General features: G+C 63.8%; 8 protein-coding genes. 3 read left to right on the top strand and 5 right to left on the bottom strand.

From position 1 onward, the window contains the following. Nucleotides 1-3: 3 nt before the first annotated feature. Together COCCU_RS01390 and COCCU_RS01395 are read right to left on the bottom strand one after the other, a co-directional pair. The gene (locus COCCU_RS01390; protein ID WP_156229826.1) at nt 4-756 is read right to left on the bottom strand and encodes a type 1 glutamine amidotransferase; all 753 of its coding nucleotides are present in this window, start codon (nt 754-756) and stop codon (nt 4-6) included. After that, entirely contained in the window at nt 749-2026 is a 1278-nt protein-coding gene (locus COCCU_RS01395) for a MurT ligase domain-containing protein (RefSeq protein WP_156229827.1), read from the bottom strand. The genes COCCU_RS01390 and COCCU_RS01395 overlap by 8 nt, the downstream gene beginning before the upstream one ends. Nucleotides 2027-2223: 197 nt before the next feature. Here COCCU_RS01395 and COCCU_RS01400 point away from each other — a divergent pair, with 197 nt between their 5' ends. The 3 genes from COCCU_RS01400 (at nt 2224) to COCCU_RS01410 (ending at nt 9400) form a co-directional block, all read left to right on the top strand. Then, the gene (locus tag COCCU_RS01400) at nt 2224-3153 is read left to right on the top strand and encodes a hypothetical protein (protein ID WP_156229828.1); all 930 of its coding nucleotides are present in this window, start codon (nt 2224-2226) and stop codon (nt 3151-3153) included. Between the two features lie 587 nt (nt 3154-3740). Beyond that, nucleotides 3741-7871 (top strand): Pls/PosA family non-ribosomal peptide synthetase, encoded by a 4131-nt coding sequence (locus tag COCCU_RS01405; RefSeq protein ID WP_231598820.1) that lies wholly within the window; start codon nt 3741-3743, stop codon nt 7869-7871. After that, nucleotides 7868-9400, top strand: coding sequence for a heparan-alpha-glucosaminide N-acetyltransferase domain-containing protein (locus tag COCCU_RS01410; RefSeq protein ID WP_156229829.1), 1533 nt, complete (start codon nt 7868-7870; stop codon nt 9398-9400). The genes COCCU_RS01405 and COCCU_RS01410 overlap by 4 nt, the downstream gene beginning before the upstream one ends. Before the next feature lie 45 nt (nt 9401-9445). On the opposite strand, the gene COCCU_RS01415 is transcribed toward COCCU_RS01410, so the two are convergent. The 3 genes from COCCU_RS01415 to leuA form a co-directional block, all read right to left on the bottom strand. Further along, nucleotides 9446-10054, bottom strand: a complete 609-nt coding sequence (locus tag COCCU_RS01415; RefSeq protein ID WP_156229830.1) for a 4'-phosphopantetheinyl transferase family protein — start codon at nt 10052-10054, stop codon at nt 9446-9448. A 73-nt stretch (nt 10055-10127) separates the two neighbouring features. Further along, entirely contained in the window at nt 10128-11306 is a 1179-nt protein-coding gene (locus COCCU_RS01420) for an exonuclease domain-containing protein (protein WP_156229831.1), read from the bottom strand. A gap of 147 nt (nt 11307-11453) precedes the next feature. Then, nucleotides 11454-13301, bottom strand: a complete 1848-nt coding sequence (gene leuA, locus COCCU_RS01425; protein ID WP_156229832.1) for a 2-isopropylmalate synthase — start codon at nt 13299-13301, stop codon at nt 11454-11456. Between the last annotated feature and the right edge of the window lie 535 nt (nt 13302-13836).

Raw genomic sequence — 13836 nt, forward strand, 5'->3', positions numbered from 1 at the left:
AAACTACTTCACGCGCTCCTTACGAAGCCGGGCCACCGACTCAATCTCCAACGGTTCAAGTTCAGCCAGTTTGATGCCCATCGCCTGGGCGAGCAACAGGTCCGCCAACTGGGGGTTCCGTGCCAGTACCGGCCCGTGCATATAGGTGGCGATCACACTGCCCTGCACCGCCCCTTCGGCATCCTTCTGCTTATAGTCACCGGCGATATCGGCGGCATTGTAGGTGTCGCAGTTACCCATGCCGCGGGTGACCTTGCCCAGGGGTTGGGCATCCCCACCGAGCAGGGTGGAACCCATGTGGTTCTCGAAACCGCTCAGGGGTTCAGTAAGTTCGGCGGTGATACCGGCCCCGGTGGGGACGGACTGGGATTCGCCGATGGCTCGGGTATCCAGGGAGACGGTGGTGGCGTCGATGAGACCCACCCCGTCGACCACACGTCCCCCAGCCCGGAAAGAATCACCGAGGATCTGCAGGCCGGCGCAGATTGCGAGGATGGGTCGGCCCGCCCGGGCGGCGCGGACCAGACCCTGGTCCTTGATCAGGTGTTCCGCAGCCAGGATCTGGGCGGTGTCCTCGCCACCGCCGATGCAGTAGACATCGAGGGAGGAGGGGACCGGTTCATTGAGTTTCACGGTCTGGATCTCAGCGGAGATGCCGCGCATCCGGGCGCGTTGGCGCAGCACCAGGGCGTTGCCATCATCCCCATAGGTGCCCAGCACGTCGGGGAGGATCAGTCCGATGTTCAGCTCAGTCATTGGCATTCTCCTTCTCCAGGGCCTTCTTCAGGTCGCGGAACGCGGTGTAGTTGGCCAGGACCTCGACCCGCCCGGTGGGGCAGGCACGGATCGCGGCCAGGGGGTCGCGGTGGTAGTCATGTTCCACACTGGCGTAGGTCAGGCGGACCGCAAGGTCGGTGCCGCGTTCCCCGGCGGCCTTGACGGGCAGGGATTCGAAGTCCTCGAATTTCACGTCCCAGAGCCAGGAGAGGTCTTCCCCATCGGCGACCTGGCCGTTGACGGCGATGACCAGTCCTTCGGCACTGCGGTCGATCATGGAGAGGGCTTCCTGCCAGCCGGCGGGGTTCTTGGCCAACAGGAGGTGTACATCGCGGCCCTCGAAGTGGATGGTGGAGTAACGCCCGGCCACGGATTCCACTTCCTCCGTGGCGCGGAGCGCCGCGGTGAAGGACACCCCGAAGCCTTCGACGGCGGCGGCGATGGCCTGGGCGGCGTTGCCGCGGTTGGCTCGGCCGGGCAGCTGCAGGTTGAGCTGGGATTTCTCCGTGGGGCTCTGCAGGCCGGAGTCGGTGATGATCCAGTCCGGGGTGGGGCGGCGGAACTCGCGGCCGTCGCCAAGTTTCTTGAGGGCGTACCAGTCCTCGCCATCCCGGACGATGTGGCTCTGGGTGCGGGGGCAGGTGACGGAATCACCGACCCAGCCAGCCCCGGCGGACACCCAGATGACATTCTTCGCGTCGAAGGCGACGGAGCTCATGAGGACATCATCACAGTTGGCGATGACCAGCATCTGAGGGTGGGCGTTGATGCAGTCCCGCAGGGCACGTTCGATCTTGTTGATCTCACCGACGCGGTCCAGCTGGTCGCGGGTGAGGTTGAGCAACACCATCACCTCGGGTCGGAGGCGCTCAGCCACCTTGGGTACGTGCAGCTCATCGACCTCGAGCACCACATGACTGGCCTCTTTCCCGGCGAGCAGGGCGGAGATGATGCCGGCATCCATGTTGTCGCCGCGCTCATTGGTGGCGACGGGGTATCTGCTGCGCATCGCTGCCGCCAGCATCCTGGTGGTGGTGGATTTACCGTTGGTGCCGGTCACCAGCACGGTGGGGCGGTTGCCGCCGAGCTTTTCCAGGATGCCGGGGTCGATGGCGTTGGCGATCAGGCCGCCGATCATGCCGCCTGCGCCCCGGCCACTCAGGCGAGAGGCGGTGGTGGCCAGTTTCGCTGCGGTGACCGCGGCCCGGGCCCGCAGGCTCCGGATCATGGAAGGTCGTTCAGAACTCATGGGCTACAGCCTAGTCCGCCCATGTGGATTGCAGCCGGGAAGCACGCCGAAATATGGGCAGGATTCCTATCGTATAACCGAAACTGGATTCCCGACCTTCGGGTTGCCGCCCGCCGCGGGCCTCCCCCAAAAAGAAGCGGTATTTGGGGTCTGTGCTCATGAGGTTTGCTATGGCTAAGCTAAGCGAGGAAAGGGGGGTGGCTTTGATACGGGAGGCATGGCAGCGGTTTTTCCGCTCTCGGGCGGCCGGGGTCCTGGCGATCCTTCTGGTCTGTGGGGTGGTGCTGGCGGTGGCCGCCCTGGTGCAGCGGGAACGCGGCCTCGGTGCCACGGACTGCACCTCCTATGGGATTGCCGCCGATGATTCCCGCGCCCGGGCCCCGGAGCTGAAACTGCTGGCAGGAGACCTGCCGGTGGCGGATGCCGGATGGCCGGAGGGTAGTACCGCCGACGGGGTGTTATTGGGGCAGACGTTTGTCCATGAAGGTCTGGAGGGTAGGTATCACCTCTTCGCCCGCGGGGTGGACTTCAGCCGCCCGGTAGGTCTGCTGGTTCGGCTGCACGGTGATGGCGGCTATGAATATCACCGCCCCCAGGGACTGTTGAACTGCCTGGCGCAGGTGGCCGCATCCCACAACATGATCATGTTGGCCCCGCACACCCCGGATGTCTTGACGCGGACCTGGTGGTCCGAGATAACCCCGAACCTGGGTTGGGTCACCGCCCTGGCGGGGAAGTCCTCGGCGGATTATGACGTGGAGTCCGCAAACACCTGGTGGATGGGCTACTCCGGTGGGGCGGAAATGCTCAGCTATGGCATCATCCCCCGGACGTCGGGGTGGGTCAGTGGTGGGGCGATCATGGTTGGTGGGGGAGGAGCGCCCACCCATCTGGAGATGAGGGTCCCCCTGGAGCGTCGGCAGAGCATGCGGCTGTACTGGATCAGCGGCATGGATGACGACGGCAGTGATCCGCGGGAGCCCTTCGATGCTCTGGGGGCGGCCCGGGAGGGTTCGGAGTGGTACCGCTCCCATGGTTTCAGCAATGTCTCAACTGATTTTCCGGCGGGGCAGGATCATTTCACGCTGCCGCAGGCGAAGGTGCTCGTGGATGTCCTGGAGCCCTGAACGCCCCGAATAGGGGTGGCCGGCTCTGCCGTCATTTTCGGGGGCTTTCGTCGCCTGGCTCTGGTTCCTGCTCTGTAAAATCATACTTTTAATGCTTCAAGCTGGGCTAATGCAGAAAGTGTGATTTTAAATCAGGTGTCCCACGGTTTAGGGGCACGATTCAGCCCCGCTCTGGGGGTGAACTTCTTATTGTGGTTTAGATCACAAGATTTGACAAGAATTGTCTCTAATGAACTCTTCCGATAAAGCGTGATCTTCTCCTCGCAGCTCAGTGGGGCTTGAAAATGATATGACTTTGAAGTTAGTGGAATTGGGACCCACCGCCCTGTCGCCCGTTCTTTGAGGGGAGATTTATTTAGGGGTGGAAAACTAGGCGCAAAAACTTAGGATGAACCCGCGACATTCTGAGTATCTCCTGAAAATGGCTCTTCAGGGGATACACGGAATAAGCGGTCATCCTCTGGGTGGCCCTCTCAGATTCCTTTTGGATCCCTTCACAGGGGTTGTATTGGTTTCCAACCTCAACGAGATTCCTGTCCCTGCCCCCACAGTGGGGACAGGCGCTGTATCACTCTCAGGAGCATGATTTGCATCCCACTGAAGACCTCATCCCGCCCCACCGCCCACAGGACCACCCGGAGCTCGCCGTCTACGGGGTCGACGCACCCCCTCCGGCCCGCACCCTGGTCGATATTGTCCGGCAGACGATCGCTGATCACCCGGACACCCTCGCCATCGTCGGTTCCGATGCTTCCCTGACCTACCGGCAGCTTGAGCAGCGTCTGGACCTGGAGGTCGGTCGACTCCGGGAAAGCGGCATCGGTCGCGGCGACCGGATCGGCATCCGGGTGCCCTCAGGCACCACCGACCTCTATGTCGCCATCCTGGCCACCATTTTCGTCGGCGCAGCCTATGTGCCGGTGGACTGGGATGACCTGGATTCACGTGCCCGCACCGTCTGGGAGGAGGCCGATGTCGCCGCCGTTTATGGCGAGGACCTGCTCATTGAGCTGCGCCATGAATCCTTCAACGCGGACTACTCTGCGGTCACCCTCGATGATGAGGCCTGGATAATCTTCACCTCCGGATCCACCGGCAAGCCCAAGGGTGTGGCCATCAGCCACCGTTCCGCGGCCGCCCTGGTTGATGCGGAATATATGACCTACCTGGCCGACGCCCCGCTGGGGCCGGGGGATCGCGTCATGGCTGGACTCTCTGTCGCCTTCGACGCCTCCTGTGAGGAAATGTGGCTGGCCTGGCGCAATGGGGCGACCCTGGTCACCGCCCCGCGTGATGTGGTTCGTTCCGGTGATGCGCTTGGTCAGTGGATCGTCGATCAGCAGATCACCGCGGTGTCCACGGTGCCCACCCTGGCATCCATGTGGGACCCGGAAACCCTGGGTACGGTCCGCCTGTTGATCTTCGGTGGTGAGGCCTGCCCGCTGAGCCTGGTGCAGAAACTCTCCGCCCCGGGCCGTGAGGTGTGGAATTCCTATGGTCCCACCGAGGCGACCGTGATCGCCACCGCTGAACTGATGGGAGTGGAACCGCCGGTACGCATCGGCCGCCCCATCCCCGGTTGGGCTCTGGCCGTCGTGGACCCCGAGGGGGTTCCGGTGGCCTGGGGTGAGACCGGTGAATTGATCATCGCCGGGGTCGGCCTGGGTCGCTACCTTGATCCGGTCAAGGACGCCGAGATGTACGCCCCGTTGCCTTCCCTGGGTTGGGAACGTGCCTACCGCACCGGTGACCTGGTGCAGGCGGAACAGGAGGGGCTGATCTTCGCCGGCCGCATCGATGACCAGATCAAGATCGGTGGACGTCGACTCGAACTCGGCGAGGTGGATGGCTACCTCAGCGAAATTCCCGGGGTCAACGCCGGTGCCGCCGCCGTGCATCAGACCGAGAGCGGAAACTCGGTGTTGGTGGGTTACCTCTCCGGGGAAGAATCGGGTGACATTGACCTGGACACTGCCCGCGTGCTGCTGGCCCGCCGGATGCCGGGTGGCATTGTTCCGGTGCTCTGTGTCCTGGATGAACTGCCCATGAAAACCTCCGGCAAGGTGGACCGCAAGGCTCTGCCCTGGCCGCTGCCCCATACCGGTGGGGCGAACGCCGAACTTCCCGAGCATCTCAAACCACTGGCACAGATGTGGACCGAGCAGCTCGGCCCGGTGCCGTTGCAGCCGGACAGTGACTTCTTCAAGCTTGGTGGTGGTTCCGTGGCGATCGCCCGCCTGGCGGGTAGCATCCGGGCGACCCAGCCGGCCGCGGAGATCGGTGAGCTTTATGCCCACCCCACCCTGCAGGATATGTTCGACTACCTCTCCGGCCTGGGTTCCTCCGATGAGGAACGTACCCTGGCGGGTCAGATTCCCCGGGCCGCAGGTGTCTTCCAGGCCTCCTTCGTGGCCCTGCTCTACGGCTTCAACGGCATCCGTTATGTGCTGGGCGCATTGATCGCGATATGGGTGCTGGGTAATATCTTCAGTGCCGGTTGGGTGCCGGAGATCGCGGGTCTTCCCCTGCTGGCCGGTTGGCTGCTCCTCTACTCCATGACCGGTAAGGCGCTGCTCACCGCGGCCGGGGTCCGGATGTTCAACCTCGGTCTCAAACCGGGCCGCTACCGGCGCGGCGGCTGGACCCATATGCGGGTCTGGGCGGCCCAACGCCTGCTGGCCTTCATGCAGCTGGAAAATCTCAACGGCACCCCGATGGCCCCGATGATGCATCGCATGATGGGCAATAAGATCGGCCGGAACGTCAGCCTGGGGAATAACCCCTGTGTGACCGGCCTGGTGGTCGTCGGCGATGATGTCGTCATTGAGCATGAGGTGGATCTGGATGGGTTCTGGGTCGATGGTGACGCCGTCATCATCAACCAGATCAGCATCGGTAAGGGAGCCCGCGTGGGCCTGCGCACCCTGGTGTCTCCCGGTGTGCACATCGGTGCCGAGGCCGAGATCCTGCCTGGTTCCCATGTGGACCGCAATGTCCCCGAGGATGAGGTCTGGGGAGGTTCCCCGCTGATCTCCTATGGCGTGGCCGGTGTCTCCTGGCCCGATGTGGAGTCCACCGACCCGGACGTCTTCGGTCATGAGCGCCACCACCAGCCGATGAACACCGTCCAGTCCTGGCTGTCCTACTCTGCCGGCCTCTGGGTTCTGCGTCTGCTGCAGGTGGTTGCCATGCTTCCTGGCCTGGTACTGGTCTTCCCGCAGGTCGCTGGCATGCAGTTCTTCGGGAGTGTCTTCCCCGTTCTGGCGGTCTGGGTACCGGTGTTCACCATCCTGATGGTTCTCACCTGGTTGACCGGCGTGGTGATCGTGGTGCGTATCCTCGCCATCTTCATCATCCCCGGTTACTTCAGCCGCAATAGTTTCACCGCCTTCGCGGTCTGGCTGACCCACACCCTGATGCAGCGGACCCTGATCTCCACCTACCCGATCTACGCCTCCTCCTTCACCCCGACCTGGCTGCGCCTGTTGGGCGCCCGGGTGGGCAAGGACGTGGAGATTTCCACCGTGGAAACCATTCCCCACCTGACCTGGATCCGGGATCGTAGCTTCCTGGCGGATCACTCCATGGCCTCGGCCACCCGCATGCGCGGTGCCTGGCTGCACATTGGCACCAGCGTGATCGGTGAGGGCAGCTTCGTCGGTAACTCCGGCATCGTCGGCCCGGACCGTGATGTCGCCGATGACTCCCTGGTGGCGGTCCTCTCCTCCACCCCGCGTCACACCGAGGCCGGCACCTCCTGGCTGGGACGTACCCCCACCCTGATTCCGCGCCAGAATATCGCCGGTGATTCGGCCCTGACCTATAACCCGCCGCGCCATCTGAAGGTGCTGCGTTTCCTGGTGGAGTGCTGCCGCATCCTGCCGGCGATGCTCAATAACTGGCTCGACCTGGCCGTCATCTACCTGCTGACCATGCTGTACATGCAGGGCCTGATGAATGGTCTGCCCCGCCTGGAAGCTCTGGCCGTGGTCACCCTGCTGTCCTGGCCGGTGCTGATTATCGCGGGCACCATCGCTTCCCTGATCCCGGTGCTGGTCAAGTGGATGCTGGTGGGTAATTTCCGGGAGCAGCAGAAACCGCTCTTCTCCAGCTTCGTCTGGCGGGGTGAGCTGGTGGATGTCTTCGTGGAGTCCCTGGCCATCCCCAGCATGATCCGCGTCAGTCTCGGATCCCCACTCTTCAATGTCTGGAACCGTCTCATGGGTGCCAAGATCGGCCAGGATGTCTGGTGCGAAACCTGGTGGCTACCCGAGTATGACCTGGTCCGGATCGGGGACCGCGCCTCCATCAACCGCGGCACCGTGCTGCAGACTCACCTCTTCCATGACCGCGTGATGTCCATGGAACCAGTGGAGGTGGATCTCGGTGGCACGCTGGGACCCAATAGTTTCGTGCTGCCCGGAGCGAAGATCGGTGCCCGTTCCACCGTGGGCCCGGGCTCCCTGGTGCAGCGTCATGAGGAACTGCCCGGGCACAGCGTCTGGCAGGGCAACCCGGTCCGCCACATTTCCGAGCACGACCTGGATGAACTGGTGGTGGAGGCCACCGCGGTGGCTGTCGCGGCAGCCCATTCCCGCAGTGGAGTCCCCGTGCTGGAGGCCCCGGGCGAGACCCGGCTGCTGATCGACACCAACCGCGCCCCCCGAAGCAATGATCCCGCCAGCAAGAACAAAATTGTCCTGGAAGGACAAGCATGAGTGAACAATCTACGCCCCAGACGAGTGTGGCGCTCGAGAGCACAACCCCGCAGTATGCCGAGCTGGTTCCCTATGCGGCCGTGCCGGAGGGTGACTCCGCCCCGGGCATCCACCCGACTCCCGGGCCCCGCCCGCAGCGCCTCCACTGGACCGGTCGTCGACTTGACGGGGAACCTGTCCTGCTGGATGAAACCCCCGATGTGAAAGAGGAGGCGGGTTATGAGCGGCAGTTCAAGGGTCGACGCCTGATCGGCCTGGATGTCGCCCGTGGACTCGCCCTGATCGGCATGGTGGCGGTGCACACCATTCCCGCCTGGAACCCCATCACCGAAACCCGTTCCATCGCCTGGATCGCGGCGGCCGGTAATGCCTCCGCCCTTTTCGCCCTGCTGGCGGGTGTCGGTATGGCACTGATGACCCGTGGGCCACGTCATGAGCATGGCAGCTCCCTGCGCAGTCAACGTTTCAAGATCGCCATCCGGGCGCTGCTGCTCTACGGGATCGGTATCCTCGTCACCACGTTCTTCGTCACACCGGTGTACAACATCCTGCCTTATTATGCGGTGATGTTCCTGCTGCTCCTGCCCTTCCTGGGGATGCGGAAACGCCAGTTGGCAGTCTGGGCACTGGGGCTGGCGATCACCATGCCTTTTGTCATCCATCTCTTCCGTTATTTCCAACCCTTCGATGTGCACAATGAGTTCCTCCTCGGGGATTTCTTCCTCGCCCCGATGGCGATTGCCACCAGCCTGTTCTTCACCGGCACTTACCCAGCCGCCACCTGGATCGTCTATCTCCTCGTCGGACTGATGATCGGCCGCCTGGCACTGGACCGCCTGGCCATCCAGGTCAGCCTGCTCGGCTACGGCGCCCTGCTGGGGATCATGGGGCACAGCATGTCCTATCTCTCGATCTGGTTCTTCGGCGGCTGGGAGCGGATGCTCTACTCCGCCCCGGAGGTCACGGTCCGAGAGGTGCTGTGGATGATCCGCCGCGGTGCCGACTACCAGGAACTCCCCGCAACTTCGCTCGCCTGGCTGACTGTCGCCTCCCCGCACACCAACACCTTCTTCGCCCTGGTGCAGACCACCGGCAATGCGATGATGGCCCTCGGTGCCTGCCTGCTGCTGTGCCGGATCATCCCGAAGTACCTGGGTGTGCTGGCATTCCTGGGTAGCATGACGCTGACCCTCTATACCGCTCACCTGATCTTCCTCACCTCCTACCTGCAGGAAGAGATGCCCTACCTGTCACTGACCCTGCAGCTGATCGTGGGCACCGCCTTCGTCTACCTCTGGAGCAGGTTCTTCCGCCAAGGCCCGCTGGAATGGGTGGTTGCCAAGGTCAGTGGATTCCCGCCCCAGCTCCTGCAGGCCAGGCAGCGTATCGACACCTCGGCCAGCCGCCGTCGCCGCGCCCGGACCCGGACCAGCCGGAAGCATCACACCGGCTTGTACACCACCCCGGGGGCGCCGGCGGGTGCGGTGGAACCCGCCGCCCCCACGAAACGCCGCCGCACCAGGAAATAGGGGCGGGGAGGTAGCAGAAAAACATCCTCATCGGAAGGCTCCCGCCTAGTCCGCCGCCCAGCCCACCGCCACCTCAGCTCCCAGGGAGTGCGGCACCCGCAGCTGTCTGACCTGCACCCCCTGAGGAGCCAGGGGGTGCACCCTGCTCCCCACCCGATCCAGGGCAGGATCGCGCAGCAGCCCGGTGCCCAGCACCTTCAGGCTGGCTTCCTTCCGCGTCCAGGCCGCGGTGACCTCCCGCGCCTTCAGCTCCGGGGGAAGCCAGGACAACAGGCGCTGGTCATCGGGGTGCAGTACCTGCAACAGCTGCTCGGCCTGCGCCTGGCTCTGCCAGGTTTCCACATCCACCCCGACGGTCACCGGTGCCAGAGCCAAGGCGATCAACCCCTGAGAACGTGAGAGGGAAAACCTCGGGGCACGTGAGGCATCCCTCAGCCGCAGACGCTTATCCCCGCCCAGCTCAAAACTCAAAGATCCCGGCGCGACACCCAACCAGGAACCCAGCACGCGACGCAACAACATATAGGAGAGCAATCTCTGCTGCTGCAGTTCCGGGTCAGGGGAGCGGGTCGCCCACAGAATCTCCGCATCCCCCAATAAGGCGATATCGCGGTTCAGCAGCTCCTGCAGCTGCACCCCGGGGAACAGATACACCGCCAGGTCCGCCGGCGCCCGAAGGCCCAGTGTTACCCGGAACCGCGACAACTCCCCGGACGGCGACACGACCCTAATCCGCCAGATCGCCCTCGGGCTCAACGCCCCGCACCCGCTGCACCGCCTTCATGAAGGCCACATCAGACATCAGCGGAATTCCCTTCCGCTCCGCATGCATCGCCTTACCCCGCAGATCACGGGTCTGGTTGCACACCACCACCGAGGTCTGCCGGGTCAGCTTCTCCGAATAGGCCAGCTCCTCCCGCATGCAGGCCGCGATGATCTCATTGGGATCCATCTCAATCTCCGGTGCGACCACCACCTCCATGCCCTTGCGCAGGGATTTCCCGGGCACATAGACACCCGGGTTCTCCAGGGGGCGAGGAGCCTCCACCGCATCGACCCGCACCGCGGAACGCTGCAAGCCGAACTGATCGGCCCGCAGATCACGGGGATCCCGGATGGACAACACACCGGTCTCGCGCTGCAGCAGGTAGATGTCGATGATCAGCTCAGTATGCTCCCGGCTGACCTCAGGTTCGAGACGCTGCGCACGAGCCACGGAGGCCACGGGGGAGGAAGCCTCCAGGGACATGGCAGCCGCCAACCCACCCAACCGGGTGTCCTGCAGGAGCAGACCCTGACGACGCGCGGTGGCCAGCGTATCGACGATCGCGAGCGGCCGGGGCACATGCCCCACCCGGTGTCGACGGTGACGACCCCGACCCCGGTTGCGGGAACGGTTGGCCCGGGCAGCGGAGTTCATGGCGCGCCGGGCTTCGGAGACGATGAATCCCCAGGTGCGGGGCCCACGGTGGACGATGAGGGTGCGATCGTCGATAAGCCTTCCCAGGTTCTTGAGCACCTGGGAGAAGCTGCGGCCTGCCGCGACCTCCGCCGGGGTGAGCCCGTGGAGGTGGAAAGGACCAGGATCTTCACCGGGGTTGATCACGGCATGGAATTCCTCACCGATCTCGCCTTCATCATTGAAGGTCAGGGCATCGATCCCGATGATCCGGGAGGTGCTGGGGTGGATACCGGAGGTCAGTAGGTAGACAGCGACGTAGGGGAAGGCTTCGACCTCAGCCTGGCGTTGGAGGGCCCGGTCGGCACGTTCGGCCTCCCGCTCGACATCACTGCGGGGTTCGGCGCTCCCGGTCTCCCGGGGCTGCGGGGAGCGGTCCGGTCGTTCAGCATTATCCCGGACTTCCGGCTCCCCGGTGGCACTTTCGGGGTTGACAGGGTGGTTCATTGTTCTGAGTCTAATTGGCCGGGCTGCACCCGGGGCGATCCCCCGCGCATCCACACCCCACCTGGGGAGCGGAGCGGGAAAGACAGACGCCGCCGAAAGGCGTGGTGCGCTTTTCGACGGCGTGAGATCCAGGCAGGCAGAGCGGGTTTAGACGCCGCCGCCCAGGCGGGATGCCTCCAGATGCAGGGCCCGGTTGATGGCGGAGGTGACGGCCTTCAGGGAGGCGTAGGTGATGGAACCTGCGATGCCGGCACCCCAGGTGGTGCTGCCGTTGACCTCGGCATGAACGTAGGCCGCGGCCTCCGCATCATCGCCGGCGGTGCGGGAATGCTGGCTGTAATCCTGCACCTCCACATCGATGTCAATTTTCTCCAGGGCGTTGGCATAACCGGCGACCGGGCCGTTGCCGTGACCCTCGATGGTCTTCTCCTCACCGTTGTGGATCACGTGCGCGGTGACCTTCGCCTCCTCATCCTCGGTTTCGGCGTTCTCGATCTTCACCGACAGCAGCTCCACCACATCGGAGCGGTCCAGGTATTCACCGGCGAAGATGTCCCACATGTTCTTCGGGTTGACCTCGCCACCCTCGGAATCGGTGACTGCCTGCACCACGGCGGAGAACTCCACCTGCATGTGGCGGGGCAGGTTCAGACCGTGGTCGGTCTTCATGATGTAGGTGACGCCACCCTTGCCGGACTGGGAGTTCACCCGGATCACGGCCTCGTAGTCGCGGCCGACATCCTTCGGGTCGATGGGCAGGTAAGGAACCTCCCAGGTGGTGCCCTGCAGCTCCTCCCAGGTGACCTCGGTGCTGTCGGCACCGGGCTTGACCTGCTCGGCCATGGCATCCAGGCCCTTGTTCACGGCATCCTGATGCGAACCGGAGAAAGCGGTGAAGACCAGGTCGCCGCCGTAGGGGTGACGCTCCGGGACGCGCAGCTGGTTGCAGTATTCCACGGTCTCACGGACCTTCATGATGTCGGAGAAATCAATCTGGGGATCCACGCCCTGGGTCAGCATGTTCAGACCCAGGGTGACCAGGCAGACATTACCGGTGCGCTCACCATTGCCGAAGAGGCAGCCCTCAATGCGGTCCGCGCCGGCCAGGTAACCCAGCTCAGCGGCGGCGACACCCTCACCACGGTCATTGTGGGGGTGCAGGGAGAGGATGATGGAGTCGCGCTTGTTGAAGTTGCGGTGCATCCACTCGATCTGGTCGGCGTAGATGTTCGGGGTGATCATCTCCACGGTGGAGGGCAGGTTGATGATCATCGGGTTCTCCGGGGTGGCCTCCATGATGTCGACCACGGCATCACAGACCTCCTTGGCGAACTCCAGCTCGGTGCCGGTGAAGGACTCCGGGGAGTACTGCCAGCGCCAGTTGGTGGCGGGGTAGTCCGCGGCGATGGACTTGATCAGTTCGGCGGCATCCGTGGCCAGCTTCTTGATCGCCGGCTTGTCCTTGCGGAAGACCACGCGGCGCTGCAGCTTGGAGGTGGAGTTGTAGAAGTGCACGATGACGTTCTTCGCACCCTCACAAGCCTCGAAGGTGCGGCGGATCAGATGCTCACGGGCCTGCACCAGCACCTGGATGGTCACATCATCGGGGATCATGTCCTTCTCGATGATCTCCCGGACGAAGTCGAAGTCGGTCTGGGAGGCCGAGGGGAAACCGACCTCGATCTCCTTATAACCCATCTTGACCAGCAGCTCGAACATGCGGCGCTTGCGCTCCGGGGACATCGGATCAATCAGCGCCTGGTTGCCATCACGCAGGTCAACGGCACACCACTGCGGTGCCACGGTGATCTTCTTGTCCGGCCAGGTGCGGTCCGGCAGGGAAATCTCCTCGACCTCCTGCGCGAATTCCAGATAACGGCTCACCGGCATGGCGGAAGCGCGCTGCTTGTTCCAGGGTGCCTGGTTCTCTCCCCGTGGGCCATTGGGGGTGCGGACCTCAGCGGGAGCGGAGATGAAAGAGTCGTTCGGAGACATTATTTTTCCTTCGTGCGTGGTTTTGCGGCTACATCAGAACTGTAGCGCGGCTGCGGGTCCACGACCGGCAACACCAAACTCCGCGACGGGGTGCCGGTCGTGTTAGACCTGTTCGGACCCGTCGCGGCACAGAAGGAGTAGTGCTCGCTGAGACATGACACAGAGGCTACACCATTGTTTCACTCAGCAAATCCAATCGGGGGGAAATATTCTGGATTCGGTGCAGCTCAGGTCGCTGGGTGGGGGAGTGCCCGGCTGAGGCTGGCCGTTGCAGGGCATGGGATGCTTTGCGACGCCGCGGGGTGGGGTCGCCTGCATGCAATGCGGCCCCTTCCTGATGCGGGGTGGGGCCTGCGGTCCCCGGGCCACTATCCGGCGACCTGCCTGGGGTCATCCTTGCCTCTAACCCCGCCCGTTACTCACCCCCGTTCGGAGGATATTGCCCCCTAGATGGGAAAAGCTCCCGGATTTCCCCCTTATTGGAGTCATCCGGGATTCAAAAGTTCATTTTTCACCACGACTCCAACCCCTGCTG

Origin of the sequence: Corynebacterium occultum (assembly GCF_009734425.1) — a bacterium.
In the GTDB taxonomy this organism is placed as follows: Bacteria; Actinomycetota; Actinomycetes; order Mycobacteriales; family Mycobacteriaceae; genus Corynebacterium; species Corynebacterium occultum.

Bases quoted from the DNA above. Each gene is read 5' to 3' on its own strand.
- COCCU_RS01395 (WP_156229827.1), bottom strand. From the start codon at position 2,026: ATGAGTTCTGAACGACCTTCCATGATCCGGAGCCTGCGGGCCCGGGCC.
- COCCU_RS01420 (WP_156229831.1), bottom strand. From the start codon at position 11,306: ATGAACCACCCTGTCAACCCCGAAAGTGCCACCGGGGAGCCGGAAGTC.
- COCCU_RS01410 (WP_156229829.1), top strand. From the start codon at position 7,868: ATGAGTGAACAATCTACGCCCCAGACGAGTGTGGCGCTCGAGAGCACA.
- COCCU_RS01390 (WP_156229826.1), bottom strand. From the start codon at position 756: ATGACTGAGCTGAACATCGGACTGATCCTCCCCGACGTGCTGGGCACC.
- leuA (WP_156229832.1), bottom strand. From the start codon at position 13,301: ATGTCTCCGAACGACTCTTTCATCTCCGCTCCCGCTGAGGTCCGCACC.